Genomic DNA, 26353 nt, shown 5'->3' on the forward strand with positions numbered 1-26353 from the left:
ATTTGGAATGAAAACCTAGTTACTTAGCCCGGCTACCTCAAGACATTGCCTGCCTCGTCCTCCTTTCCTTTGACCTCCGCAGAAATTTTCACCAGAAACTTACTCACCGGCTAGCATGATAGGTTCTTGCAAATGAATCTTTTACCGCTTTTCTAGCCACCTACGCCTTCGTTTTACTTAAAATTTTATCTACTTTTTTGGGCCAGCATTTGGTGATTAAAATTCTACCTGCCATATTTGCATCATCAAACGGAGACAGCAGGTCTCCTACTGATAGGGGATGTTAGCTCAGCTGGTTCAGAGCATCTGCCTTACAAGCAGAGGGTCGCTGGTTCGAATCCAGCACGTCCCACTCAGGAAAACCTCTCTTTGGAGAGGTTTTTTTATGGAGAGATTACCCTTGAAGACACACGGTCTTCAACCACCACAAGTTTGGGATGTTAGCTCAGCTGGTTCAGAGCATCTGCCTTACAAGCAGAGGGTCGCTGGTTCGAATCCAGCACGTCCCACTTAAGTAAAAAGCACTTATCAGGTTCGCCTGGTAAGTGCTTTTTCGTTTTTGGCCAAATGCAAATTTCTGACTTAATCCAATCTGAAATAAGTCTATCATTTCCTTGAATCTGACTTACTTCTACCTCAGCAAGATTTGCAAACACCTTTCTCTACTAACCTTGGGCAAGAAGCCTTTTATGATGACAAAAATTATTGTTCTTCTCTGATGAGCCAACCCAAGACCATCCGTTTAAGAAAAATGGTAGATACTAAGAGTTCCTTAGTAACTAGTATAATGCTCAAGACTGTGATTAACTAAACATTTGAGGATTGGCGGCAATGAATCTACCAGCATGAGCACACCATTGCAATAAATAAGATTAGGAGTGATTGCATATGGCGGACCTGAATATCATCTCAAGGAAAATCCCTTATACTCCAACTCTTGGAGATACCCGTTCACCATCACCTCAGAAGGATAGCCACGTCCATTGTATTTATAATGAATTTTCACCTCGTGCTCTGACCCGTCAAAAGATGGTCCCTTGAACTGGGTTGACTTCACCCAAATAGGATTGTTGGGGCTCAGGAAAGGTACGAATCTGGTGAAAAAGAAGGTGAACGTTGTAGTGCTGTAGTAAAAGTGATGTCCAAAACCACCTACTCCACGCATGGGGTTCGGGTTAGAATCGAAAGCCGCCTCAAGCACAGCGCTGTGCCGCAGAGGGTTTCCCGAAGCATCAGAGGCATACCAATCCTCCTTGGTGACATTACCCAAACCGTCATAGGACAGGACGACTAATTGGTATACGGGGTGACTTTCGCCCCTTCTTATAAGGACCCTCGTCAGTATCCCCGTCGCATCATAGGTAAAGGTATATTGGTGGGTATCGTCGGGAAAGAATTCCTCCCGGGTAATGGAGGACGCCAATCTGCCAGAGGCATCGTAGGCGAGCAACTCCTCTTTCCTATTAGAGAGCACCTTCGTCAGCCTTCCTTCCCGGTCATATTCATGGTGTACATCCTCTGGGTTGGAGTGAACCAACAACCCCTCTTTGCTGTAGGCCATCTCAAAGTCGCTCACCTTACTTTGGCTGACATTATAGATCTGGACCCTCGTTAGCAAAAGGCCCGTCTCCCCGAGTTCGTCATCAGAGCAGGACAGGAAAATCAAAGGAGCCAAGACGCAGAAAAGGAGCAGGGTATATCTCATTAAAAAAAACAGGTAGATTCTGGTTGAAAACGATATTAGTTTGAATGGTATAGTCCAACAAAGGCAAGGAAATGAAATCTCATGGCGGCCAGCTACTGCCTCATTAGCATTCCATGAAAACTTCCTTTTTTGTCTCGGGCCGGACCGGGTAAATGCCGGAGGTTCTAACCTTCAGATCTACTATATTACCTCGCCAGGGACTAAAGTCAAGCAGTTTCTATCGCAAAAGCTATCAGTATAGATAGAGCTTAAATTGCCCCAACAGGCCTTATAGACACCCCGAAATATAGGCATAAAATCCTATTTAGAGAAAAGCACCCTCTGCCTTCCAATCCGTAAATAACCAAAGCCTTCCGTTGGTCTTAGCCCCTGTTTCCTTTCCAGTTTTTACCAAAGGCGGAGTATCTAATCATTTCTTCACCAAAGCAATCTCTATATAAGTCATCTCGTACGACTCAGGCCTGAACGGCTTCCCTTTTTCATCAGGAATTCTACCACGTATCTCCCCAATTCTCTGCCCATGGTAAGGCCTACCTCATTGTCTGTCCGGAAATGGATGCCGGCGTAGAACCTGGAATCGGCGCAGTCTTTGGCTAGTTTCCGGAACTGTTCCGCATCGGCGGGGAAGAAGTAAGACAGGACCTCGCAGGAGGTGGCCGCCGCCGCGGCATGCCCCGACGGATAGCCGGGAAAGGGCGGCGTGGAAATCAGGGGCTTGTAGGTGGAGTCATACTGGCTGGGCCTGATTCCCCAGTAGGCGTACTTGGCATCCATGATGGCGATGGCCGCGTCATGGTAAGCGGTACTCAGCACGCAGTAAATGCGGGCGGCAGCCGGGGCGTCCTCATGCAGGCGGTACTCAAACATTTTCTGGCTCGCCAGATCGGTCCAGGTATCTCCGCTGTTGGCCCAGAAGTAAGCGGCGGCGGCAGTTTTGAACGTCTGCTTGAACTCCTTCATCTCCTTCATGTCGGCGGCGAAGTCTGGGGGCGCGGGCGGCTGGAACTGGTTCGCCGATTTCAGCACCAAGGGCACATAGGAAACCAGGTTGATGCCCAAGGGGTACTTGCCGGTCCATTTCTTCGGGTCTTTGTTTATATCGCCTTTCCACACCATCGCCGATCCGTCTTGCTTCGCTTTCTCTATGATCTGCCGGGCCACCTGCTCGCCCAACTTCCAACCGGCTTCCACATCGCTGGGGAACTGGACGCCCGCGTCTATGCGTGATTGGGCGGCAGCCCGGCCCATCTGCAGAATGGAATCGGCCTTGGCCGGGAAGAAATAAGCCAGCACGTGGGCGGCTGCGGCGGCTGTTACTGAATGCTCACAGGGGTACGAAAAGGTAAGCGGCGCAGGAATGGCGGGTTTCAGGGAAGGATCTACCTGGTGGGGGCGTTTTCGCTGGTGCTTGGCTTTCTCTCGCCAGGCCAGGACCGTGGCATCATAGATGGCCATGTTCATCCACGCCGAAGGCATCCTGAGGGCTACCTCAAACTTCTGGGCGGTTAACTTAGGCACCAACTGGTTCCAGCGGTAAGCCGGCGCGCCCGCATCCCAATATTTCACCACCTGCAGTTTGGCATCGGTTAGCTTCCCCAGGTGCTGCTTCACGGTGCGCAGCTCCGCTTTTGACGCTGCCGGCGTAGGCGGTGGCGGCACCATTATCGGCTGGGCCTTGTCCACCAGCCAGGTATTCCAGTGGGCCGCTTCGTATCTCTGGGACTGGGACACACCTGGGAAAAATACGCCATTCGTGAAGAATAGAACAAGGAAGAGGAGCCTGATTTTTCTGAGAGGATTTGTAATGGGCATAACGTTTAGGCTAAAGGCGTTGGACTAAAATGTTGGCGCAGTTTGACTCCGGTCTTCATATATTAAAACGTATATATTGACACGGATTTCTGGTGATCAGCTGGAGCTCCCGGGGATGATGACACAAGGATATACAATTAAACCGAAGCCAAAAGCCGCCGTCAACAGACAGCACGCTTTGGTCAACCAACAGCGTTTTTAAGCTGATTAGCGGAAAACAGCCCCAAAACGGAGCGTGCCATTACGTAGAGCATGCTATCTGAGGGTCAGTTATTTATGAACCTTGACGGGTTGTCTATAGATGCCGAACCCCATTTCATAGACAGGTAAAAGAATGGAGAGAGATTTACCGAAATAAATCTCCTACTTAGCAGCATGAAGAGCATACTGGACAGGAAGCGGGCGACACTCTATGCATGGATAGGGCTTGTCTTTCTGTTGCTCTGGCTGTTTTCTGACTTGGCCAATAATCCCGATACCTTTGGGGAAAGGGCTGTCAACAATATCTGGCGGGTGGCCTATGTGGTAGTGCTCAACTACGTGCTGTTTGAGTTTACCCTGGCCAGAGCAAGCCGGAAAAGGATCTTCAGCTCGCTGTTTCTCTTAGTGGCCCACATCATGCTCTACTCCTGGGGCTTGTATGCCTGGCGGTTCATAGGCATTCAGTTGGGGGCTTACACTGCGCTGACCACCTTTTCTTCGGCGGAAGCAGGGGCTACGAAGCAGATGGAGTTCAGCGTGATGTCTATCTTCTTCTTTGGGATTCTTCGGCACATTTATGACTATATCCAGTTGAAGCATGCCGCCCAGCAACTGCGCATTGAAAAGCAGGAGGCCGAGCTGAACTATCTCAAGTCGCAGACAAACCCGCACTTTCTTTTCAACACCCTGAACAACATCTATTCCCTGGCTCGGGACAAGTCTGACCTAGCCCCGGAATCCATCCTGCGCCTTTCCAAGATCCTGCGTTTTATGCTGTATGAGGCCGGCGGCTCCTTCGTAGCCATAGAACAGGAACTGAAGATCATCAGCGACTACCTTGCCCTGGAACAACTGCGCTACGATGAGTCTTTGCGGGTCAACTTCAACCATGACGTGGAAGACATGAAACAGGCCCTGCCGCCGCTCCTGCTCATGCCCCTGGTGGAGAACGCGTTCAAACATGGGGTGTCCGAGACCAGGAACCAGCCTTTCGTAGACATCCACTTATCTGTAAACAAGCGGCAACTAACGTTTATCGTAAAGAACTCTACGGAGGCAACCCTTGAGGAGAGGCAGGCAAAAGAGAACATCGGGCTTTCTAACCTCAGGCGACAACTGGAACTGCTTTACACAGAGTACAGTCTTTCTGTGCAGCAAGGCGATTACGTGTTTACGGCAACTTTGAAAATAAACCTCGCCAGCCATGTCTAACATCACATGCATCATAGTGGAAGATGAGCCTCTGGCCGTGAAAATCTTGTCTGACTACGTGTCGCAGGTGCCATTTCTTGACCTGAAGGGAATCTTCAAAGACGCAATCCTGGCCACGGACTACCTGCGCAACCACGCCGTTGACCTCATCTTCCTGGACATCCATCTACCAAAACTGAAAGGCATGGCTTTCCTGAAAACACTGGTCAATCCGCCGGAGATCATTATCACCACTGCCTACCATCAATATGCCGTGGAGGGATTCAACCTGAACGTCACCGATTACCTTTTGAAGCCCATTGAGTTTGAGCGCTTTCTGGTAGCGGTGAACAAAGTAAAGTCAGCCGAAAGAGATAAACCAGGGACGCCGGCGTTGCAGGAAACCAAAGATTATCTTTTCCTGAATGTGCAGAAGAAGAAGGTGAAAATCCTGTTCTCTGATATCCTGTACATAGAAAGTCAGAAGGAATACATCAAGCTCGTGACCACCAAGGGGGAGCATCTTTCCAAGATGAGCACCCATGAAATGGAGACGCTGTTGCCGGCTCACCTTTTCAAGAGAATCCACCGCTCCTTCATCGTGTCCAAAAACAAGATTGACTCTTACACCATAGAAGAGGTAGAGGTGAACGGCGTATCAATCCCTATTGGACGGGGCTACCGGGATATTCTGACGGAACTGTAATATTGAGGAATGAGGCTTATCTGTGTTTAGGCAAGGCTATCTATAGGAAAAACCGTGTTACAGAATTTGCCCGATTTTAAAAAAACAGGCCTTAAAACAGATTGCTTGTCCGCAGTTTTCCCACAAACCGGTTTCATGGATGAGCATCATGGATGCCTGCTATTTTAGGCTCGTTTTAGGAAATCCACCACAATCTGAACCCGCTCGGCATGCGGTTCGGTGAGGCGGGTAACGCTTACTTCTTCGCCTTCGTGGTAGTACTTGGCAATTCCTTTTATGATTCCTACGGCCACGCCGGCCATGCGGCGCTTAGAATGGTAATCTACGATCAATCTGCTGGGCCCCTGTTTGGTCACCAACAACTTGGGCGGCGAGGTTCTGCCATCTTCCTTCTTCACCGCGCCGTGCATGGCTTCCTCGGTGTTGAGCAGCATCTCATAGGTGCGCCACTCAGGCTTCACGTACTTCTTATAGACAAGCAGCAGGTCTGGGACCAGGAACTCGCCATAGCTTTCCATCAGGTCATAGATGGGGATACCGGTTGCCTCAGAAGCCTTGTTCACGATGCCAAACAGCTCATCCGTTGGATACATCTCGTGCATGTGGTAAGCCGTCCGCTCTATGCCCGCCGACTCCACCAGCCTCACCCAGGTGCTATAGTCAAAAGCGTTCTCTACGTACCGCTTCAATAGCACGAAAATGGAACCATGCATCATGTCTGACCTACCTACTCTTGCTTCCATTGTATCTCTATTCTAAGGGTAACGTTATTGCACCTGCTTATGCAGGGGCAGATGAGCTTTGATCTGCCTTCAACCAGTCCAGCGCCTCGGCCTTGGCCCTGAAGTTTCGCAGCGCAAAGGGAAGTTGCTGCGCTGCCTTGATTTGTTCTATATTACGCTCAGACACCTTTTCTACCCCCTCGCTGGAGGACTGCAGCCTTGCCACCTTCTGGAGGCGCGTTCTGGACAAACCGGCTGCCAGGTACATAGAAATCTCCCGGCTCTCCTCCTCTCCCACCGATATAATCGTTTGGGTAGAGTCTAGCAGGAGTTTCTTTACGTCGTAATTCTTGATGATGTCTACCATCTTGTTGATGGTATGCTTTATTTCAGGCAGCAGGTACCCATGAAGGTCAGGGTAAGCAACCTCCAGAATGTCAGTTCCGGGGTCATAGTTTAGTCTCACAATGCTGTTCTCAAACAGGATCATCAATGCGTTTTTTTTAATGGATCGTTAATCAAGCGATTTACTCTGCAACGTGCATCGCTGGTTTTTAGTGGCAAACCCGGGTTTTAATTTCCCATAACCCCATCTCGGTTGCTTAGGCCGTCTCAATATCATCAATGATAATAGACGCCAGGTTCTCCAGTATTTTTTGGTCCATCACAGAGAATTCCCTGAACTCTTCCGAATGTATTTTCCATCCTAAGTGTAGGCGTGAAGCACCGCCTTTTGCCTCCATGCTAATCAGCCTTGTTAGCAACGGGTTCAACAGGGGACTACAAAGGTAACCCATTGTTTTTTACAATTCCCTTATTTCAGGATTAACCAACAATACTGCCACAGATTATTTATTTACAGGCTGATGGTTACCCAGACTATAAATAAATCCTACTGCAGCTGAGGCAAACACCAAAAAGGCCCTGGAATTGGATTTCAGCTGATTAGCGAAGACGGAAACTAGAGAGGAGCAGCCTAAACCCGATGGGCACCCGGCTTCTTTTTCGCTTGCCGCACGGCAGACGAGGACACAAAGTAGAGCAGAAACCCAGACAAGACTGTTAGCAGCCCGAAAAACGAAAAAGCCTTCAAAAGGACATTTCCTATGTTGTCACGGCTTTGGAAATCCATGGTGTGCAGCATCCAGAGGAAGTCAAACACGCGCCACTGGTTGTGCCGGATGGCCTGGAAAGTACCCAGTTCCGCGGAAACGTACGCCGTGCAGTTAGGCTCACGGAAGGTGATGGCCCAGGCAGGCAAAGGCTTCTCGCGGTATTCATGGTGGCCGCCTACCTGGGTGAGGTATTCCACTTTCTGCACCTGGGCGGGTTCCACCACGTTGCTTAAGGCTACCTGCACCGCCGACTCCTTGCTGAGCGGCGCTACCAATTGCCCTGTGGTGGCATTGGCCAGTTGCACCTTGCTGGTGGCACCCGCGTGCCCGCCGCCATGGCTGCCTCCTTCTTGCGTACGCTGGGCACCGGCATCGGTGGAGAAATAACGGATTTGGTACGTGGGCACGCCCAGCACCTCTATTAGCTGAATGGAGTTGAGCGAATCTACCACAGTGGTGGTCTGCAGATGTTTCAGGGCAACTTGCGGGGAAACCAGGTCCAGAGAAGCGGGCAGATACCTTTTCTCTTTCCGCAGATGGTCTCCGTGCACCTTGTCTATGTCATTCCAGCTGAAATACAAACCTCCCAGGGTCCAGAAAAGGAACTGAACGCCTAACACGAGCCCAAAATACCGATGGAACCTGCGGATATAGTAGTGTCTGCTTCTTGCCATACCGCCAATTTACAACAAGACACAGATTAGCCGCAGCCTTTGCCAGTTTTAGGGCTGTTTTCTGTAAATCGGGCCTAAAACGGCTTTGCCTTGTTTGGCTTAGTGGTTATGTCCGGCCATGGGGTCTGAGCCCTTCTTCAGCACATATTCGCTGTAGAGCAGGTAGGCGCCCGTCACCACCACGGTGTCTTTCTGGGTGAGGCCGCTCAGGATGGCCACCTGGTTTGCGCTTTCCTCGCCCAGCGTCACCGTCTTTGGCGCAAACGTATTCTTACCTATCTGCACCCAGACGTGGGCTCCTTTGGAATCCCTGATCACGGCATCCAGCGGCAGGGTCAACGCTTCATTTGCAACAGCCGGCAAGGAAATGGTGGCCTGGGTTCCCGGAATCAATCGCCCTTGCGGATTAGGCAAGGTCGCCCGCGCCACCACTACCTGGCTGTTCTGCCGGAACTCGGGGTTAATGAAGGAGATTTTGGTTTTGATGGGCGCTGTGGTGCCGGCCACCGAAACCTCCACCTGCGTACCGACTTTCAGCTGGTTGGCTTCCTGCGCGTAGAGTTCCGCCTCGGCCCAGATACTCCCGAAGCGGCTCAGCCGGTACAGCGGACTTCCCTCGGCCACGTACATTCCTTCAGCGGCGGAGATTTCCGTCACCGTACCGGAGGTAGGCGCCACAAACGTGATGCGGGAATCAAACTTTCTGGTTCGGCCAATCCGATTGATCTGGGCGTTGGTAAGGCCGGTGAGTTGAAGCTTTCTTTTGGCGGCGCTCAGGATAGAGGCAAACTGCTTTTCGCCGGGGAACGCTTGCACTTGGTCCAAAGCCAACAGGTATTCCTGCTCCAGCGTGAGCAAGGTTTCGCTGTACAGGTCATAAAGCGGTTGCCCTTTCCGGATGGGCTGGCCCGTTTCCTTCACATAAAGCCTTTCAATCCGGCCCGCTGTCCGGCTGCTGATCAGATCGGCTTGGGTCTGGTCCACGACCAGCCTTCCGGTGAGCACGGTATTGCTGCCTACCTGCCCCAGCCTGGCCGGCCGGGTAGTGATGTTGCCTAGCTGAATCTGGTTATCGCTGAGCATGATGCTACCCGTTTCTGAGCCGTTTTCCTGACTTTGCGTCGGAATCAGGTCCATCCCGCAGATGGGACATGAACCCTGCTTGTCCTGCACAATCTGCGGGTGCATGGGGCAAGTGTAGGATCTGGCCGTTTTGGCCTCGGTTTTCTGTTTCTGCACCGGAACCAGATCCATGCCGCAGACCGGACAGGAGCCGGGCTCATCTTCCACTATCTGCGGGTGCATAGGGCAGGTATAGGTGGTGCCCGCCTCGGCATGCTGGTGCTCGTCTTTTGCGGTGCAGGCCACCACCAAGACGGCCAGCAACATGAGCAATAGGTTCTTTAAAGTTCTCATCGGTTAGTCTCCTTCACCCTGATAAAGCTTTCACTGTCTACCAGGAACTGCGCATTGGCGGCAATCACATCCTGCGCCGTCAGCCCTTGCACTACTTCCACCTTTCCATCGGCGCGTTGGCCCACCTGCACGGAAACTGGCTTAAACACGCCATCGACTTTCAGGAAAGCCACAGACTGCGTACCCAGGTCCAGCACCGCCTCCTTGGGCACCCACAGGGCCGAGCCGGTGCTGTAGCTGGTTCTCCCGGTGATGACCTGTCCGATTAAAGCGGAATTTCCCTGGGCCGGCAAGGAGACCCGCACCCGGGCAAAGTTCTCATTCGCCTCGAAAACCGGCTCCACTAGGTTCACGGATGACTGCAGCGTTTTCCCGGGCAGTTGGTTGAAGGTGATGGTCACCGGCGCTCCTTTCCTGAGTTGGCCTACCAGGTTGCTGGCCACGTTGAACTGGGCCCATACCTGCGAGGCGTCCACCACTTTGAGCAGCGCTTGCCCAGTGGTCACGTACATGCCTTCCCGGATGGCAAACCCGCCGCCTTGCCCCGGCACCGAAGCCGCACTTCCGCTACCCGTAGCCCCGCCTGCGCTGGCCGCACTGCCACTCATACCACCCATTCCGTCTCCCCCACCTGCAGACGCCGCGGCAGAAGGAGCCACGGTGGGTGCTGCGGTAACGGCAGGGTCCAGCACGTAGCCGTTGTAAGGACTGAAGACCGGGAACGTGTAAGATTCGCGGCCGGTCCGGGTGAGTTGTTTGATCTGGCCTTCGGTAACCCCTAAGAGCCGCAGCTTTTGCCGGGCCCCAGAGATAAGGGCGGTGTTGCCGGGGTCATTCTGCAATAGGTAAAGGAGTTCTTTCTGGGCGGTGACAAGTTCGGGGCTGTAGATGTCGTAGAGCCGTTGGCCATTACGCACCGGCTGGTAATTGAATTTCACGTACAGTTTTTCAATTCTGCCCCCAAAACGCGCCGGGATCATGTACTGCCTCCGCGTATCATAGGTCACCACACCGCTCATGGTGATCTCCTTCTCTACCTGCTTCTGCACCGGCTGCGTGGTTTGGATGGAAGAGACCACCGTCTGGTTTGCGGGCTGCAATAGGTAGTTCAGATCCGTGGAAACGGCGACGGCAGGCGTGTTGGTGGGCTGCTTGGCTACGAGGTCCATGCCGCAGATGGGGCAAGAACCCGGCTTGTCCTGCACAATCTGCGGGTGCATGGGGCAGGTGTATTCCATTGCGTGGGCGATCCCAGTTTCCGTGCCGTGCTTGTCTTGGCAGGCCGAGAAGGTGAACGGCAGCAGCAGCAGCAGCAACCCGAGGACCTTATTTTTCCAGTTCTTTCTCATAGTTCACACCAATCAGGTAGAGTTGCTCCAGGTTGTTGAGGTATTCCATCTGCGCCATATTCAAGGCTTCCCAGGCGTCAATGACCAGGGGCAGCTGGCTTGTGTTCTGCTCGTAGCTCAGGAGCGTGGTCTCGTAGTTACGCCTAAGCGCGGGAATGATCTTCTTCTCGTAGTTCTGCACCTGCGTGCGCTTGGTCTGCAACTCCAGGCCCATGCTGGCTACCATGTTGCGGGCCTCGTTCAAAAGGTTCTCGCGGCCTTTCTGCATGCCCTGGATCTCCAGGTTCATGGCCTTGAGGTTAGCCTTGTACATCTTGGAAGACCACGGCGCGATAGGAATGGACACCATGCCCATAAGCGTGTACACCTGCGGCATCATTCTGTCGCGTGGCATCATGTTCTCAAACCGCACCCCAAACTCCGGTTTGCGCTCCATGTTCTCCAGCCGCAGGTTCAATTGTATAGATTCAATGGTGCGGTCCAGTCGGCGCACATCGCTACGGGTCACCCGCAGCGCCGCGGTGTCTGGCAAAGGTGTAAGCTCCGGGACCTGCACCGTGGTGTCTATTTTGAAACGGGTTTCGGCGGGCAGATTCATGAGCATGTTCAGCTGGAGGTTCTTCATCGTGATCTCGCTATCGGTCATGGTGAGCATGTTTTCCACTTCGCCCAGGCGGCCCTCGGCTTTGTAGATACTGCCCAGGGAGCTTTGATTGTAAGGGTAGCGGACTTTGCTCAATTTGAGCATGAACTGCATGATGCGCTGGCTCTCGCGCAGCACAGACTTTTTCTTTTCCAGCACCACCCATTGGTAATATGCGGTTTTGGCCTGCGCCCGAAACTGATTTGCCATCACCTCGTGCTCCTCCTCTTCTATGGCGGCCCTAGACAACAGGTATTTTTCCTTCGCCTTCAACTTCGCCGGGTTAGGGATGTCCTGCTCAATAGCGGTCATCAGCATGCCTTTGTCACGGTCTTCCATGACGGTTTGGCCCGGGTACGGGAGCATGAACACCCCCGCTCCTACCATGGGCGCCATCCAGCTGCGGGCACCTTCGGCGGAGGTTCTCAAGGCTTTGGTCTGGAGGTCGTGCTCCTGCAGCATGAGGTTGTTATGGTGCACCGTATGGATAACAGTCTCCAGGGTATACACCTCATTTGCTTGCGTCTGGGCAACTGCACCAAGGGCAGACAGCAGCAACAGCCCCGCCAGTAGGCAGTTTTTATAGTTAATGGGTAACATCGTAGATCTCTAATTTGCCGTGTTTCTTCAGCTCGTATTCTTTGGTCATTTCAAACACCACGGGGGTCACCAGCAGAATGTGGATGGAAGAGGAAAATACCCCGCCAATCAAGGGCAGCACAATGGGCAGCATCACATCGGTGCCCACGCCGGTGGCCCACAGAATAGGAATCAACCCGAAAAGCGAGACGGAGACGGTCATGATTTTAGGTCGCAACCGCTTGGCCGCCCCCTGGAACACATACTCCCGGATGTCCTGTTTGGTGATGGTCTGGCTGGAGTTTCCTTTCTTGGCGACCAACTCATGCATGGCTTCGTTCAGGTACACCACCATCAGCATTCCCGTCTCCACCGCCATCCCGAACAAGGCAATGAAGCCCACCGCCACTGCCACCGACAGGTTGATGCCGTAGAAGTACAAAATGAACACCCCGCCCACCAGCGCGAAGGGAATGGTGACCAGGTTGAGCAACGCCTCCTTGAACGATTTAAAGGAGAAGTACAGAATCAGGAAGATGATCACGAACACCAGCGGGATGATGATCTTCAAGGTCTGGTTCGCCCTGATCTGGTTTTCCCACTGCCCGCTCCACTCCAGGTGGTAGCCGTTGGGCATGCCCGTTACCTGCTGGTTGATGGTGTTGATGGCCTCCTGCACGGTGCTGCCCAGATCACGGTCCCGCACGTTGAACAGGACGGCGCCCCGCAGCTGCGCGTTCTCCGAGGCAATCATGGGCGGCCCGTCCACAAACCGGACATCGGCCACGGCCGAAAGCGGCACCGTTCCTGCCGTCCCAGATTGGATGGGAATGCGGCGGATGCGGTCCAGGCTGTTGCGGTATTCCTGTGCCAGGCGCAGGTTAATGGAGAAGCGTTGGCGGCCTTCAATGGTGTTGCCAATGGTCATGCCTCCCAGCGCCGACTCCACCACACTGTTCACATCATCCACGGAGAGGCCGTAGCGCCCCAGTTCCTCGCGCCGAGTCTGGATCTCCAGGTACCGGCCTCCGGTTACCGGCTCAATGTACAGGTCCTTCACGCCTTCCACCTTTTGCAGGGCGTTGCGCACCTTCTCGGAGACCACCGCAATGGAATCAAGGCTCTGCCCGTAGACCTTCACGCCCACATCCGTCCGGATGCCGGTAGCCAGCATGTTGATGCGGTTGATGATGGGTTGGGTCCAGCCGTTGATCACGCCCGGAATCTGCAGTTTCTGGTCCAGCTCCGCGATGATCTTGGCTTTGGTCATGCCCTCGCGCCACTGCGACTGCGGCTTCAACTGAATAATGGTCTCAATCATGCTGATGGGCGAGTTATCCGTGGCGGTGCTGGCCCTACCAGCCTTCCCTAAAACTTGCGCCACCTCGGGCACCGATTTGATGATCTTGTCCTGCACCTGCAGAATGCGCTTGGCCTCGGTGTTGGAGATATCGGGTAGGGTGACGGGCATGAACAGGATGGAGCTCTCGTCCAGTGGCGGCATGAACTCTGAGCCCAAACTCATGAGCATGGGAATACTCACCAGTAGCGCTAGCAGGTTCACCCCGATGGTGGTTTTCCGCCAGTTGAGGCACCAGCGCAGAATAGGCGCGTACACCCGCTCCAGCCCGCGGTTGATGGGGTTGGCACTCTCGGGCTTGAACTTGCCTTTGAGCAGCAATGACAGCAGCACCGGCGTCACGGTAATGGCCACAAAGGCATCCACGATCAAGATGAAGGTCTTGGTCCAGGCCAGCGGGCTGAACAGGCGTCCTTCTTGCCCAGTTAACAAAAAAACTGGCAAAAACGACGTGATAATAATGATGGTGCTCCAAAACACGCTGGGGCCAACCTGCTTGGAGGCTTTCTCTATAATGGTCAGACGCGTTTGCTTATCCATTTTCTTCGGTTTGTTGGGCATCGGCGAGATGCCGGTAAGCGTTCTCCACCATCACAATGGCGTCATCCACAATCACCCCAATGGACAGGGCAATACCGGTAAGCGACATGATGTTGGACGTGATATCAAAGACATTCAATAAGATGAACCCGATGGCCACCGACAAAGGCAGCTGGATGATGATGATGAGCGCGCTTCGCCAGTGGAACAGGAACAAAAACACAATCGCCGAGGCGACCAGCATCTCCTCAATGAGGGTGGTTTTGATGGAGTCCACTGATTCATTGATGAGCCCGCTGCGGTCATAGACAATGTTGAACTTCACGCCCTTGGGCAAGCCCGCAGACACCTCTTCCATTTTGGCCTTCACGTTCCGGATCACCTCTTCGGCGTTCTCGCCGTAGCGCATGACCACGATGCCACCTACCGCTTCGCCCTCTCCGTTGAGGTCGAAGATGCCCAGGCGGCTCTCGCCCGTCATCTGCACGGTGGCAATGTCCCGCACGCTCACCGGAATGGTGTTCTGGGTGACGATGGGGATGTTCTCTATCTCCTCGGTTGATTTAAGATAGCCGGTGGTTTTGATGATGTACCCGATGTCGCTCATCTCAAACTTGCGGCCGCCGCTCTCATTGTTGTTGGCCCTTACCGCCGCCATGACCTGCGGCACCGACAGGTTGTAATAGGTCAATTTGTTAGGGTCCACCGTGATCTGGTACTGCTTCTGAAAGCCCCCAAACGAGGCGATCTCGCTCACGCCCGGCACGTTCTGCAGCGCAAACTTCACGTACCAGTCCTGCACCGCCCGTTGCTCGCCTAAGTCCATGCCTTGGGCATCCAGCGTGTACCACAGGATGTGCCCCACGCCTGTTCCGTCCGGTCCTAGGGTAGGAATGGCACCCTCGGGTAGGAGGCGGTTGGCGTAGTTGAGGCGTTCCAGCACCCGTTCGCGCGCCCAATAGATATCGGTCTGGTCCTGGAAGATGACGTAGATGAAGCTCATCCCGAACATGGAGACGCCCCGCACATATTTCACCTGGGGCATGCCCTGCAGGTTGGTCACCAGCGGGTAGGTCACCTGGTCCTCCATAATCTGCGGACTACGGCCCATCCACTCGGTAAAAACGATCACCTGGTTCTCGGAGAGATCCGGGATGGCGTCTACCTTGCTGGTGGTCACCGAGTACACGCCCCACCCGAACAAACCGGCCGCGATGAGCAGCACAATCATCCGGTTCCGGAGCGAGAAAGAAATTAAGTTGCCAATCATAGAAAGAAGGAATTATCCTGCCAGCGGCCGGCCCATAGCCCTGGTACGTTTTCGGCCTGTTTAGATGAAAACAGACCGAAAACAGCAAACTAGTTTTGGGCATCGAGGGAACCGGAACCGCTTGGGGCAAGACCTTAAGACTTAGTGTTGATCACCTTCGTGGTGCTGCTGGGCAGCCGCGGCCGAGTCAAGTTTCTCGCCGGGTTTTGCCTCTTCCAGGAACATGCCGCACTTAGGGCATTTGCCTTTCTCCTGGCTCACCACCTCAGGGTGCATGGGACAGGTGTAAGAGACGCCCGCCACCTGGGCTTCTGTGGTAGTGGTAGTTCCTTCGGCGGCTTTCTGTTCCGTTCCGGAACCGTTACAGGCAGTAAATAGAGTCAGGCCGAAGAAGGCCAGCGCGAGGTTTACTTTCAGAGATTTCATAAATATGGGTAGGATTTAAATAGATTAGAAACAATCGGGTTACCGCACGGAAACACGTTTCCCGGCGGGGCATTTGAAAGTCACTCCTGGACCAAAGCAGCGTTGAAGCCGGAGAAAGGAAGGGCAGGAAAACAGATTGGTGAGATGCTGTAAAATCAGGTTGCGGAAAGCCTCTAAGCCAGAACGCATGTTCCGAAGCGCGCTAGATAGAAAATAGCGCTAGGCACTCGCCGCCACGGCTTAAAAGCCAGCCGCGCAGGTCATCAAGACAGAACTGATTTTACAGAACAGAAGGCAGCCGAAGAAAGCAGAATAGCGGCCGCTTCTGAGAAAAGAGGGGAAAACTAGATAAGGAAACGCTGGTGCAGGATACCGATGTCACGGCCCGAGATGGGCGGCGGCAAAGCCACCTGCGGAAGGGTCTCCAACAGTACCGGCCTGATGCTTTGCGTGAAGCTTGGATAGATTACTGGCTTGGTTGCAGTCTTCACCACCTGCTGGGAAGAGGCGCTGAAGGTACTTGTAGAGGCTACGCTCCGCTGCATCACGCAGGTAGCGTCATTGCAGGGGGCTTGCTTTTCCTTGGCTTTTTTGCTGCAGCAGCAGCCAGACTCCATGGAAAGGCTTAGCGCTGCACCACTCTTCTTGCCAGCGCAGCGCATAGGATCCACACGGAAGCCGAAGGAGCCCATCAAGAGGGCTACTACCAAGCTGAGGTGAATAAATCTGTGCATTGCCTTCATCTGGCTTGAGATTCAACTGTTTACTGCCTTAACGCGCTGTTTACTGCCTTAACGCGCTCTGTTGGCCAGAGTTGTGCAAGACATTACTTTATTACCTGCAAAAGTAAGGACCTCCCCACAACTGCTGTTATACAATTTTATTCAGTTGTTACATAAATCAGATCACCGCGCTTGAAGACTGAACATCCTTCAGCATCTCTAAAATATGTAAAACCAAATATTAACTCAACCTATTCACGCTTGCTTTTGGGTTCTCTATAAATGCTTAGAAGCGCAACTTTGTTTCTAAATTACAGGGTCATGCCTGATTAAAGTTCCTGCGTTGACTTGCCTTGCAGAATTTCCGCGCCACTAACCATGTCATTAGCTGAGGCTGTTTAGCGCCTGTTTTTCTAAAATCCGCCTGTTTTTACTGGATGTAGTTTCCCCTTTGCAAGACCAAGCCAAGCCTTCTAACAGCGGTATGGTTTGCCAATAGAACCAGCTTGGGACCTACCCGTATAGCATCCGCTGATCTGTCTCATGTTCCTGCAGGAACCAAGGAGCATTACAATTCAGCAAATTTGATATCTTCGTCTCAGACTTCCCTCGTATAGGGGTTGGGTTGGAGACACGCTTACCAAATCTTTGCCTGTTTAGCTTTCCTAGGTGCTGAAAAGCGCCTGGTGCTTGGGTCCATAAGCTGCTACGCTGTAGGCTTGTTACAAAAAAGACGGATGAAAAAAGACCTTACAAACTCAATCTCGCCTACGCACGCGCCTAAACTGAAAGAGTTGGCGGCCACTGCCATATGCGGGAACGATATTACCTCCTCCTGCCTGTATGTATCGGCGTTGGCCATCATCTATTCGGGCCAGTATGCCTGGGTTGCGCTCCTGATGGTGGGCGGAGTGCTGTTCCTGTTCCGGAGCATCTACGCGGAGGTGGTGGGCGCCTTGCCCCTGAACGGCGGGGCCTACAACGCGCTGCTGAACACCACCAGCAAGAGCACGGCCTCTATGGCGGCCTGTCTCACCCTGCTGTCTTACATGGCTACCGCCGTGATCTCGGCCAGCGAGGCCATGCACTACGTGCACCATCTGTGGGAAGGGCTCCCCATTATCTATGCGACCATTGGGTTGCTGGCGTTTTTCATGGGCCTGACCATCATGGGTATTGGTGAGTCATCTATTGTAGCCATCGTCATTTTCATCACGCACATTTCCACGCTCACCCTGCTGGTGCTGGTAGGGTTCTTCTACCTGTTCAACCACGGGTTTGACACGCTGGCCCTGAACTACAGCCAACCACTGCAGGGCAGCATCTGGCGAGCCCTTTTCTATGGATTTGCGGCAGCCATGCTGGGGATTTCGGGGTTTGAGAGCTCGGCTAACTTTGTGGAGGAGCAGGCCCCTGGCGTATTCGCCAAGACCTTGCGCAACATGTGGCTGGCCGTTACCATCTTCAACCCGCTTACGGCTTTCCTGGCCATCGCCATTATTCCCATGGCCGAGGTAGCCGAGAACCAGACCGCTCTGCTGGCTTACCTGGGAGAAATCTCGGGCGGCCATTGGCTTTCCATCCTGGTCTCTGTCAATGCCGCCATGGTGCTGAGCGGGGCAGTGCTCACGTCTTACGTGGGCGTGACCGGCCTGGTGCACCGCATGACGCTGGACCGCTGTCTGCCCCAGTTCCTCCTGATCACGAACAAAAGAGGATCGGCGTTCCTGATCATGATCAGTTTCTTCCTGCTGTGCGTGTCCATCCTGTTGATTACCGGCGGAGACATAGCAGCCCTGGCAGGGGTGTACACCATCTCGTTCCTGGCCGTGATGACCTTGTTTGGGGTGGGCAATATCCTGCTCAAGATGCGCCGCAACCGCCTGCCCCGCCCGGTGCGTGCGCGGGGTATTACGGTCTTCATCGCCATCTTGGCTGTTTTAGCGGCGCTGGTGGGCAATGCCCTCTTAAACCCAGAGTATGTGTGGGTGTTCCTGAAGTATTTCATCCCAACGGTTTCGGTGGTGTTCATCATGCTGTTCCGGATCAGGCTGCTCCGGCTCTTCGCGTACCTGTTGCAGAAGATTGAGAAGCCCCTGGCTAAGATTATCCCCATCACCTCCTACGCCACCAAGCGCCTCATCACCGATATCCGCTCGCAGGAGTTCGTCTTCTTCACCCGCGGTGATAACATTGCCAACATCAACCAGGTCATGCGCTACATTATTGAGAACGAGCAAACCAGCCGCATCAAAATAGTGAACGTGCTGCGGGAGGGCGAGGAACCGCCCAAAAAGCTGATGCACGAGGTGGAGGTGCTGGATCGGGCCTATCCTGAACTGGAGGTGGATTTTATTGTCATCAGAGGGCACTTCGGGCCCGATCTTATCCAGGAGCTGTCTTCCAAGTGGCAAATCCCGAAAAACTTCATGTTCATCGGCTCGCCCGGAGACCGTTTCATCTACGGTTTGCAGGAACTGGGCGGCGTGCGACTAGTAATTTAACCTAGGCTGGTCGTTTTACGCCTGTTTTTCTGAATACAGGGTGAAAACAACCCGCCACAAAAAGCCCGGACTGCCATGGAGCAGTCCGGGCTTTTTGCCTTCTTTCCTGAAAAGGCCCGCAAAACGTTTGTGGCCCTTTTCAGGAAAATACCCTATCTTATTGGTAAATGGATAACCACCAACCCGATATGAAAAAGAACTCCTGCAGTATGCTTCTGTTTTGCACGGCTTTGTTTGCCCTCCTCCGTCTGCCCGCCTTCGCGCAGGTGAAACCGGTGGGGGTGTTTGACAGCAGCAAAGACATTGGCAGCGTGCTTAAACCCGGCTCCGCTTCCTACAACCCCAAAACCCAGGAGTACACTATCGCCGGCTCGGGCTACAACATCTGGTTTGACAAAGACGAGTTCCACTACCTTTACAAGCGCATGTCCGGGGATTTTATTCTGTATACCCACGCTAGGTTTGTGGGCGAAGGCGTGGACCCGCACCGGAAGGTAGGCTGGATGGTACGCAAAGACCTGGAAGGGAACTCTGCGCACATCAATGCCGTCGTGCACGGCGATGGCCTGACCTCGCTGCAATACCGCAAAGCCAAAGGCGACAGCACCCAGGAAATCAAATCAAGCCTTACCGGTGCCGATGTGATCCAACTGGAGCGGAAAGGCAACACCTTCACCATGCGGGTGGCAAAATTCGGGCAGCCGTTTGTCACACAGGAGGTGTCTAACCTGGACTTGGGCAAGGACATCTATGTTGGGCTGTTTGTAGGATCGCATAACAAAGACGTGCTGGAGAAAGGAATCTTCCGGGATGTGCGCCTTACCGTGCCCGCACCGGATAACCTGGTGCAGTACCGCCAATACCTGGGCAGCAACCTGGAGATTCTGGACGTGGCCACCGGCAACCGCGAGACCATCTACACCTCGCCCAAGTCACTGCAAGCTCCTAACTGGACACCCAACGGCAAAACCCTCATCTACAACAGCGATGGCCTCATGTACACCTTTGATCTGGCCAGCCGCAAGCCCAAACTGCTGAACACCGGCAACGTCAAGAACAACAACAATGACCATGTGCTATCCTTCGGGGGCAAGATGCTGGGCCTGAGCAGCGGCGTGGAGGAACTGGGCGGCTCCATTATCTACACCGTGCCGGTCACCGGCGGAACTCCCAAACAGATCACACCGCGGGGCCCCTCCTACCTGCACGGCTGGTCACCCGATAACAAGACGCTGACCTTTACCGCCGAGCGTAACGGCGAGTACGACATCTACACCGTCCCTGCTAACGGTGGCCCGGAGAAACGCCTGACCACCGCCAAAGGCCTGGACGACGGCTCTGAATACTCGCCAGACGGCAAATACATCTACTTCAACTCCAACCGCACCGGCACCATGCAGATCTGGCGCATGAAACCCGATGGCACCGCCCAGGAACCCGTTACCAAAGGCGACTTCCATGACTGGTTTCCGCACGTGTCGCCGGATGGCAAGTGGCTGGTGTTTGTGTCTTTTTTGAAAGAAGAAGTGCAGTCCGGCGACCATCCGTTCTACAAACACGTGTACCTGCGCCTGATGCCCATCAGTGGCGGTGAGCCCAAGGTTATTGCGTACGTCTACGGCGGGCAAGGCACCATCAACACTCCTTCGTGGTCACCAGACAGCAAGAAAGTCGCGTTCATCAGCAACTCAGCCGATATAGCCGCAGTTCCGGTGAAGTAAGGGTTGGGCAAGTATCACCTAGGAAAGAAATGCGTTTAGAGGCTAAAATTGGCAAATGGCTTCAAAAACGTTTGGGCTGAAGTGTATGCGTTAGGAGAAACCCACATTATAAAAGCCGATTTACCAGTTTTCAGATAACACAAAATAGCCGCTCTTTTCAGGAGCGGCTATTTCTTTACGCTTAGACCCAAATGCCTTTAATCGTTGAAACGTTTTCTAATTTGTAGGTTGAACCCCAAGGTGTAGGGACGTAACCCGAAAGGCTCCCTCGCTTTGAACGTGGAGCCCAAAAAGTAATTGAGACTTGGCATGAACATCACTTCTACCTTGTTGAACAGCATAAAATTATACCCGGCCCCAATGAGCAGGTTATAGTTAGACTGCTCCAACAGGTTTTCCTTAGAAGGAAAGGTGATAGTCTCTTTCCATTCTCCGTTGATGAATTCCTGGGTCCGGCCCTTCACCAGCAGGTTCATCCCGCCTGCTACGCTCAGATTGAACCGGCTGCGCGGCTTCTCCAGAAAGAAATACGTCAGACCAACGCGCAGTCCTCCGTAGGCAAACGAACTCTTCAATTGGCGTTCATCTACGGCATAATAGGGTCTCAACACCTGGGTTCCATCTGGGGAAGTGCTGGCCACCACGGAGTCTATCTGCCCCGAGGAGTACGAATACGAAACGTTTTCCCGAAGCTTCATCAAAGATAGGCTGGTTTCCAGGTACAGGTTCCGTTTGAGCATCTTGCCAAAGTTCAGCCCAAATTCATAGCCCATCCGCTCGGTATCCAAGCCCTTCCTGCTGGCCACCTTGGAGATGTACACCTCATCTGCTGCCTCCGGTTTAAACGACCTGAACGCATAACGAGGCGCCACCGTGAAGCCCAAAAACCAAGGCTTGCCTGGTTTCACTTTCTTCTCCTCGGCGGTAGCCGAAGAATCTGTCTTAGGCACTTCCTGCTTGTCTACTGTTACCGGTTCTTGCAAGGAGTCTGCCACCATCACGCCCGTGCTGGCGGTGTCTACCGTTACCTGGGCCTGCCCTTCTACAGGGGCGGTCTCACTGCTCTTTACTGAGTCTTTTACTACCAGCCGCACATCCTTCGCTATGCTTGAGTTGCGTGCCTCACGGGTACTACGGGTGTCCTGCGGAATGGAATCTTTCGGGTTAACCAGCACCAGGATTTTTCCTGCCGGTACCGGAACAGGAATTGAAACACGTCTGCGGCTTCGTTTAACGTTCTGAGTTTCGCCGCCGGGTGTTTTCGGTTCGTTTTGCGTGATCTGCCTTAAAACGGGCTCATCGGTTCTGCTTGCGGTTCTGGACTCAGGGGCTACTGAACTGGAGCGTGCTTCAGATTTGGTTGAAGAAGGAGTCTGTTTTCGGGCTGATTTAGGGATTTCTGCTTCAATCTGGGGCTTCGGCTGCTCCTGTTGGGCAACTTGGGTGAGCTGTGTTTCTGGTTTGTTTTCCATGATGTAATACACACCGCCGGGCACTACCAGCAACAGCAAAGCTGCCAGAAAAAACCATCCCAGAGGCCGCCGTTTTTTGGGTGGCCTGATCTCCGCGGCTATCTTGCTCCAGCTTCCCACGGGAGGCTCTTCTTCCAGCCCCAGCATTTTGCGCCGTATCTCTTCTTGTTCTTTATCCGTCAGCATTGTTCAGAGATTGAGTGTTTTTGGAGCATCTTCTTAAGATAGCTTTTCGCCTTGGCCAGTTGTGACTTGGAGGTTCCTTCCGCAATCTGCAGCATGTCACCTATCTCACGGTGGTTGAAGCCTTCCACAATATACAGGTTAAAGACAAGGCGATAGCCTTCGGGCAGTTGGTTGATCAAACCCAGCAGTTCCTGGGCCGAAATGGTGCTAATGATATCATCATCGTTGGGGACAACTTCTTCTACCGTGCTGTAATCCAGCTGTTCCTGGTACTTCTTGTTTTTATGGTAATGGTTGATGGCCGTATGCACGAAGATCTGGCGCATCCAGCCCTCAAAAGAACCTCCGTGGTAGGTGTTTATGTTCTTGAAGACCTTCACAAATGCTTCCTGGAAGATATCCTCGGCCTCAAACCTAGACTTGGTATAGCGCGTGCAGACCGCCATCATACGGCGGGAGTACAGCTGAAACAGCTTCTCCTGGAAAGCAGCTTTCTCCTGCTTACAACCCGCTATGATTTCTTCTTCTGTGGCCACCTATTCGTTTCTTAACTGGCGAGACGCGCAATAGTATAATTCAATCTGGTATATGATCTGGGGGGAATCTGCTGGAGGGTAGGTACTCTTAGGCAAAGAGCTTCTTTAATTGGCTTTTACCTTCACTTTCACTTGCATGTCTTCATACCTGTTAGAACCAATGTTTGCCCGGTAGGTGAAAGAATCATCTCCCACATAGTTCCGGTTGGGCGTGTAGATGAAGGTGACGCTCTTGTAAGAGGTACCACCGTAGTCATAAAACCGGAGGGTGCCATGCTGCGGTTGCACCACAATGGGGCCGTAAGAACTGCCATCGGCGCAAAAAAGGATATCGTTCGCGAATGGCTTGATCTCCTTAGGTGTATTCATGGTCGTTTCCAAGGAATCTTTCCCAAGTTTTGTGATACATCGGGATGGGTCCAGGCGTTCTTCAATGTGAAGCAAAATTTTCTCTGTTTTACAGATCTTATCGCTACATACAGTATAGGTCAGGCTGTCATCTCCTATATAGCCTTTCTCATATACATAACACATCTTTTTTTCTCCGTAGCAATCTGAGGTCAGTTGACCACGGGCAGGTTGGCTGTACTTAATGGTCACCTCGGTTTTGATGCTGTCATTTACCAAAGGAGAAAGTATCAACTTCTCAAAAACGCCACCCTCGCTGGTATACATTTCATCTGAGTAAATACTGAATTGTTGAAACGAGAGGGGCAGTTCATCTCCTACTTCCTGGTCACAGCTCCAACTGAAAAGACCCAGCACTAAAAGCAGAAGTGCGGAGGCGTGTGCGGTGTATTTTTTCATAACCATGGGTTTTGGGTTCTGCTGGTAAGACAGGTCCCCACGGTGAACCGTTGCCTGAGTTAAAAATAAATATAAAAAATTATGAGGGAACTCGCTTATCCCCTTGTCTAAATAAAATAGCCCTAAAACAGTTTCCACCTGCAGGAGGCTTCCCAGGCCAATGAGCTACTTACAAGCTTGATGAAAAGCAACATTTCTTGGTTGAGTGTCTTGATGGGCTCCGCTGAAGCTTATGCAACCAGGATAAAAGCTTTTGCTTAAGCCGAAGCAGGCGCCTGCACAATAGCTCATATCTTCTGAGTTGCCTACCCAAGATCTATCTTCCTACACGATGTAAAAATTTTCAGAATTTTTTTCAGAGCCGGGCAACCGTTCCGTTTTCGGCCCTGTCTTACCCTCAGAACCGCGATTCCAACCCAGCCAATCAAACTCTTTTGTCTAAACCCTTTGGTAGTCCCTCATCAGGATTACAAAGAATCCTTATGTCTAATTTTTATGAAAAATTCACTCATCACCTTGCTTTCTGCGGCCTTAAAAGGAAGGCGCGCCTTATTTTTCACCCGTAAAGCAGGCCTTGTTTCAGGGACGGTCAAGACCCTGACCTTGCTTTTGATTGCCCTTTCCACCTTTCTGGTGAGTTGCCAGGAAGACGAAGAAGATGCCCCTGCCCCTATTATAGGGGTACTTACGGTAGACGCCGGAGCAGACCAGACGGTAGAGGTAGGCCAGACCGTTACCCTGGACGGCTCCAGCACCAAAGACAGCCGCAACGATTCCATTTCTTACAACTGGTCTTTGGTAACCAAACCCACCGGAAGTACTTCTGCCGTAACCAACCCCAAGAAGGTGAAACCTACCTTTGTGCCAGATGCTGCCGGCCAGTACAAGCTGGAATTAACCGTTTTCAGCAAAAACGGGCAGAAAAAGGACACCGTGCAGGTTACCGCCACTCCCAAATCAGACCCTAACAGCGCCACCATCCTGAGTACCGACATCCTGTCTGATCTTGTTCTGGAAGACAAGTTCACTGAACCCGGCAAAGCCGATTACATCGTGACCAACCTCCTGCAGGTAAAGGCCCGGCTAACGGTGAAACCAGGCGTCATCATTGAATTTGACGCCGACAAAGGACTGGAAATACTTGGCCAGGGATCCTTGATCGCGAACGGCACCCCCAGCCAGACCATCACCTTCACCGGCAAACAGAAAGTAAGAGGCTTCTGGAAAGGCATTTTTGTGGGCAGCAACGCGGAGATGCACCTGGTAGAAGTAACCTACGGCGGAAGCAGCGCGCAAAGGGAAATTGAGGTAAAAGCCAACGTAGGCGTGTGGGGCGATCATATCAGCGGGGCCAGCCTCAAAGCCACCAACTGTTCCTTCAACAATGCCAATGGCTACGGTCTAGCGGTACTGGGAAGCCTTGGCGCGTTCTACAATAACTCCTTCAATGACAACAGCAAGCTGCCCCTGTACATAGTAGCCTCCCAGATCCATACCCTGGACACCGAGTCTAGATACAACGGAGCAGACAAAGGCATAGGCATTGCGGGCATAGTGCCGCAGTACATCACCAACGTTACCTGGCCCCTCATGAAAGATGGAACCAACTATGTGGCCGTGGGCGACCTTACCATGGAAGGTAGTGTAGCCATTGCGCCAGGCGTTACCATTGAGTTCATGAAAGGAGCTGGAATGTACGTAAGAGAGATGGGCTCCCTCAAAGCCATTGGAACCGCAGCCAAGAAAATAACCTTTACCGGCCGCGCCAAAGTCAAAGGCTCCTGGAGAGGCATCGTGTTCAGATCCATGAACCAGACAAGTGAATTTGCTTATACCGAGGTGTCTTACGGCGGCGAAACGAGTTACAACATTGGGGGCAAAGAATACCGAGGCAACCTCCTGCTCTGGGGCGACGCAAGCCTGCCCGGCTACGAAGGTGCCCTGACCATCACCAACTCTTCTTTGACGAACAGTGCAGGGTACGGCATGGTGGTAGCGCCCGGCGGCGGATATCTCAATGATTTCAGGAGCAATACCTTCAGCCAGAATGCGGGTGCCGCCATGTACGTAGACCCCAACCAAATCCACAAGATAGACACCGGCTCCAGGCTATATGACAACAACGGCTACAACGGCCTGGAAACCGAGGGCACCTTGAACAATGGAGACGAAGTGGAGTGGAACATCCCAATTGGAGGGTTGAGGGTCCACGTGGTAGGTGACCTGTTTGTAAAATCTGGCCTTAAAATGCACTTTGACCCAAGAGGCTCCATTGGCCTCCAGTTCGATGACAACAAAGGCATGTTTATTCAGAACGGTGGCTACCTTATCGCCAAAGGCGCCCCAGGGACCGAGGTTTCCTTTACCGGCTTCCACCGTCAGAGCCAATTAGGGTACTGGAAAGGCATCACCTTTGAGAGCAACAGCCCATTGAATGAGCTGAACGATGTGAATGTAAGTTACGCCGGGGCCAGCGGAGCCACCACCTTGAATAACACAAGCAACATCATGGTGAAAGGCTCCGCCAAGATCATCAACTGTGAAATCTACAACGGCTTGGGCTGGGGACTTTACGTCACCAGAGCGGGAACTGTCAACGCAGATGCTTCCAGCGGAAACTTTTTTGGAAACAACAAGCGGGGAGCGTACCTGAAAGAAAAGTAAGAAACCTTGGCATAAGGGAACATTCATCTAGA

The 26353-nt window shown here is 52.8% G+C and carries 20 protein-coding genes and 2 tRNA genes; 7 read left to right on the top strand and 15 right to left on the bottom strand.

Features of this window, described 5'->3' with window-relative positions:
* Positions 1 to 277 precede the first annotated feature (277 nt).
* Both FOA19_RS06320 and FOA19_RS06325 read left to right on the top strand, forming a co-directional pair.
* Positions 278 to 352, top strand: a tRNA-Val gene (locus tag FOA19_RS06320).
* An 82-nt stretch (positions 353 to 434) separates the two neighbouring features.
* A tRNA-Val gene (locus FOA19_RS06325) sits at positions 435 to 509 on the top strand.
* Between the two features lie 395 nt (positions 510 to 904).
* Here FOA19_RS06325 and FOA19_RS06330 read toward each other — a convergent pair.
* Both FOA19_RS06330 and FOA19_RS06335 read right to left on the bottom strand, forming a co-directional pair.
* Positions 905 to 1705, bottom strand: coding sequence for a hypothetical protein (locus FOA19_RS06330; protein WP_149089905.1), 801 nt, complete (start codon positions 1703 to 1705; stop codon positions 905 to 907).
* Positions 1706 to 2146: 441 nt separating this feature from the next.
* Positions 2147 to 3436, bottom strand: coding sequence for a phosphatase PAP2 family protein (locus FOA19_RS06335; RefSeq protein WP_190300299.1), 1290 nt, complete (start codon positions 3434 to 3436; stop codon positions 2147 to 2149).
* Between the two features lie 456 nt (positions 3437 to 3892).
* Between FOA19_RS06335 and FOA19_RS06340 the strand changes: the two genes are divergently transcribed.
* Together FOA19_RS06340 and FOA19_RS06345 are read left to right on the top strand one after the other, a co-directional pair.
* The gene (locus FOA19_RS06340) at positions 3893 to 4930 is read left to right on the top strand and encodes a sensor histidine kinase (RefSeq protein ID WP_149089907.1); all 1038 of its coding nucleotides are present in this window, start codon (positions 3893 to 3895) and stop codon (positions 4928 to 4930) included.
* A complete protein-coding gene (locus tag FOA19_RS06345; protein WP_149089908.1) occupies positions 4923 to 5615 on the top strand; it encodes a LytR/AlgR family response regulator transcription factor in 693 nt (230 codons plus the stop codon). The genes FOA19_RS06340 and FOA19_RS06345 overlap by 8 nt, the downstream gene beginning before the upstream one ends.
* Before the next feature lie 164 nt (positions 5616 to 5779).
* On the opposite strand, the gene FOA19_RS06350 is transcribed toward FOA19_RS06345, so the two are convergent.
* The 10 genes from FOA19_RS06350 to FOA19_RS06395 form a co-directional block, all read right to left on the bottom strand.
* Positions 5780 to 6358: a heme NO-binding domain-containing protein gene (locus FOA19_RS06350; RefSeq protein WP_149089909.1), complete on the bottom strand. Its 579-nt coding sequence runs from the start codon at positions 6356 to 6358 to the stop codon at positions 5780 to 5782.
* A 37-nt stretch (positions 6359 to 6395) separates the two neighbouring features.
* Positions 6396 to 6827 (bottom strand): hypothetical protein, encoded by a 432-nt coding sequence (locus FOA19_RS06355; protein WP_149089910.1) that lies wholly within the window; start codon positions 6825 to 6827, stop codon positions 6396 to 6398.
* Between the two features lie 486 nt (positions 6828 to 7313).
* The gene (locus tag FOA19_RS06360; protein ID WP_149089911.1) at positions 7314 to 8126 is read right to left on the bottom strand and encodes a hypothetical protein; all 813 of its coding nucleotides are present in this window, start codon (positions 8124 to 8126) and stop codon (positions 7314 to 7316) included.
* A gap of 99 nt (positions 8127 to 8225) precedes the next feature.
* Positions 8226 to 9542 carry an efflux RND transporter periplasmic adaptor subunit gene (locus tag FOA19_RS06365; RefSeq protein ID WP_149089912.1) on the bottom strand — a complete coding sequence of 439 codons (1317 nt, stop codon included), beginning with the start codon at positions 9540 to 9542 and terminating at the stop codon, positions 8226 to 8228.
* Positions 9539 to 10891 carry an efflux RND transporter periplasmic adaptor subunit gene (locus FOA19_RS06370; protein WP_149089913.1) on the bottom strand — a complete coding sequence of 451 codons (1353 nt, stop codon included), beginning with the start codon at positions 10889 to 10891 and terminating at the stop codon, positions 9539 to 9541. The genes FOA19_RS06365 and FOA19_RS06370 overlap by 4 nt, the downstream gene beginning before the upstream one ends.
* Complete coding sequence (locus FOA19_RS06375) at positions 10869 to 12134, bottom strand: TolC family protein (protein WP_149089914.1); 1266 nt, start codon at positions 12132 to 12134, stop codon at positions 10869 to 10871. Before FOA19_RS06375 ends, FOA19_RS06370 begins: the two co-directional genes overlap by 23 nt.
* On the bottom strand, positions 12121 to 14013 hold the full coding sequence (locus FOA19_RS23625) for an efflux RND transporter permease subunit (protein WP_149089915.1): 1893 nt from the start codon (positions 14011 to 14013) through the stop codon (positions 12121 to 12123). The genes FOA19_RS06375 and FOA19_RS23625 overlap by 14 nt, the downstream gene beginning before the upstream one ends.
* Positions 14006 to 15283 (bottom strand): efflux RND transporter permease subunit, encoded by a 1278-nt coding sequence (locus FOA19_RS23630; protein ID WP_149089916.1) that lies wholly within the window; start codon positions 15281 to 15283, stop codon positions 14006 to 14008. The genes FOA19_RS23625 and FOA19_RS23630 overlap by 8 nt, the downstream gene beginning before the upstream one ends.
* Before the next feature lie 141 nt (positions 15284 to 15424).
* Positions 15425 to 15709 (bottom strand): heavy metal-binding domain-containing protein, encoded by a 285-nt coding sequence (locus FOA19_RS06390; protein WP_149089917.1) that lies wholly within the window; start codon positions 15707 to 15709, stop codon positions 15425 to 15427.
* A 344-nt stretch (positions 15710 to 16053) separates the two neighbouring features.
* Positions 16054 to 16443 (bottom strand): hypothetical protein, encoded by a 390-nt coding sequence (locus FOA19_RS06395; RefSeq protein ID WP_149089918.1) that lies wholly within the window; start codon positions 16441 to 16443, stop codon positions 16054 to 16056.
* A 725-nt stretch (positions 16444 to 17168) separates the two neighbouring features.
* On the opposite strand from FOA19_RS06395, the gene FOA19_RS06400 reads away from it, so the two are divergent.
* Together FOA19_RS06400 and FOA19_RS06405 are read left to right on the top strand one after the other, a co-directional pair.
* On the top strand, positions 17169 to 18935 hold the full coding sequence (locus FOA19_RS06400; RefSeq protein ID WP_149089919.1) for an APC family permease: 1767 nt from the start codon (positions 17169 to 17171) through the stop codon (positions 18933 to 18935).
* A 188-nt stretch (positions 18936 to 19123) separates the two neighbouring features.
* Complete coding sequence (locus FOA19_RS06405) at positions 19124 to 20656, top strand: PD40 domain-containing protein (RefSeq protein WP_149089920.1); 1533 nt, start codon at positions 19124 to 19126, stop codon at positions 20654 to 20656.
* A 197-nt stretch (positions 20657 to 20853) separates the two neighbouring features.
* On the opposite strand, the gene FOA19_RS06410 is transcribed toward FOA19_RS06405, so the two are convergent.
* From FOA19_RS06410 to FOA19_RS06420, 3 genes are all read right to left on the bottom strand, one after another.
* Positions 20854 to 22314: a PorT family protein gene (locus FOA19_RS06410; protein ID WP_149089921.1), complete on the bottom strand. Its 1461-nt coding sequence runs from the start codon at positions 22312 to 22314 to the stop codon at positions 20854 to 20856.
* On the bottom strand, positions 22308 to 22850 hold the full coding sequence (locus tag FOA19_RS06415) for an RNA polymerase sigma factor (RefSeq protein WP_149089922.1): 543 nt from the start codon (positions 22848 to 22850) through the stop codon (positions 22308 to 22310). Before FOA19_RS06415 ends, FOA19_RS06410 begins: the two co-directional genes overlap by 7 nt.
* A 105-nt stretch (positions 22851 to 22955) precedes the next feature.
* A complete protein-coding gene (locus FOA19_RS06420) occupies positions 22956 to 23657 on the bottom strand; it encodes an Ig-like domain-containing protein (protein WP_149089923.1) in 702 nt (233 codons plus the stop codon).
* Between the two features lie 495 nt (positions 23658 to 24152).
* Here FOA19_RS06420 and FOA19_RS06425 point away from each other — a divergent pair, with 495 nt between their 5' ends.
* Positions 24153 to 26321: a PKD domain-containing protein gene (locus FOA19_RS06425; RefSeq protein ID WP_149089924.1), complete on the top strand. Its 2169-nt coding sequence runs from the start codon at positions 24153 to 24155 to the stop codon at positions 26319 to 26321.
* Positions 26322 to 26353: the final 32 nt, after the last annotated feature.

Origin of the sequence: Rufibacter hautae (assembly GCF_008271695.1) — a bacterium.
In the GTDB taxonomy this organism is placed as follows: Bacteria; Bacteroidota; Bacteroidia; order Cytophagales; family Hymenobacteraceae; genus Nibribacter; species Nibribacter hautae.

Bases quoted from the DNA above. Each gene is read 5' to 3' on its own strand.
- FOA19_RS06330 (WP_149089905.1), bottom strand. From the start codon at position 1,705: ATGAGATATACCCTGCTCCTTTTCTGCGTCTTGGCTCCTTTGATTTTC.
- FOA19_RS06340 (WP_149089907.1), top strand. From the start codon at position 3,893: ATGAAGAGCATACTGGACAGGAAGCGGGCGACACTCTATGCATGGATA.
- FOA19_RS06345 (WP_149089908.1), top strand. From the start codon at position 4,923: ATGTCTAACATCACATGCATCATAGTGGAAGATGAGCCTCTGGCCGTG.
- FOA19_RS06350 (WP_149089909.1), bottom strand. From the start codon at position 6,358: ATGGAAGCAAGAGTAGGTAGGTCAGACATGATGCATGGTTCCATTTTC.
- FOA19_RS06355 (WP_149089910.1), bottom strand. From the start codon at position 6,827: ATGATCCTGTTTGAGAACAGCATTGTGAGACTAAACTATGACCCCGGA.
- FOA19_RS06360 (WP_149089911.1), bottom strand. From the start codon at position 8,126: ATGGCAAGAAGCAGACACTACTATATCCGCAGGTTCCATCGGTATTTT.
- FOA19_RS06365 (WP_149089912.1), bottom strand. From the start codon at position 9,542: ATGAGAACTTTAAAGAACCTATTGCTCATGTTGCTGGCCGTCTTGGTG.
- FOA19_RS06370 (WP_149089913.1), bottom strand. From the start codon at position 10,891: ATGAGAAAGAACTGGAAAAATAAGGTCCTCGGGTTGCTGCTGCTGCTG.
- FOA19_RS06375 (WP_149089914.1), bottom strand. From the start codon at position 12,134: ATGTTACCCATTAACTATAAAAACTGCCTACTGGCGGGGCTGTTGCTG.
- FOA19_RS23625 (WP_149089915.1), bottom strand. From the start codon at position 14,013: ATGGATAAGCAAACGCGTCTGACCATTATAGAGAAAGCCTCCAAGCAG.
- FOA19_RS23630 (WP_149089916.1), bottom strand. From the start codon at position 15,283: ATGATTGGCAACTTAATTTCTTTCTCGCTCCGGAACCGGATGATTGTG.
- FOA19_RS06390 (WP_149089917.1), bottom strand. From the start codon at position 15,709: ATGAAATCTCTGAAAGTAAACCTCGCGCTGGCCTTCTTCGGCCTGACT.
- FOA19_RS06395 (WP_149089918.1), bottom strand. From the start codon at position 16,443: ATGCACAGATTTATTCACCTCAGCTTGGTAGTAGCCCTCTTGATGGGC.
- FOA19_RS06400 (WP_149089919.1), top strand. From the start codon at position 17,169: ATGAAAAAAGACCTTACAAACTCAATCTCGCCTACGCACGCGCCTAAA.
- FOA19_RS06405 (WP_149089920.1), top strand. From the start codon at position 19,124: ATGAAAAAGAACTCCTGCAGTATGCTTCTGTTTTGCACGGCTTTGTTT.
- FOA19_RS06410 (WP_149089921.1), bottom strand. From the start codon at position 22,314: ATGCTGACGGATAAAGAACAAGAAGAGATACGGCGCAAAATGCTGGGG.
- FOA19_RS06420 (WP_149089923.1), bottom strand. From the start codon at position 23,657: ATGAAAAAATACACCGCACACGCCTCCGCACTTCTGCTTTTAGTGCTG.
- FOA19_RS06425 (WP_149089924.1), top strand. From the start codon at position 24,153: ATGAAAAATTCACTCATCACCTTGCTTTCTGCGGCCTTAAAAGGAAGG.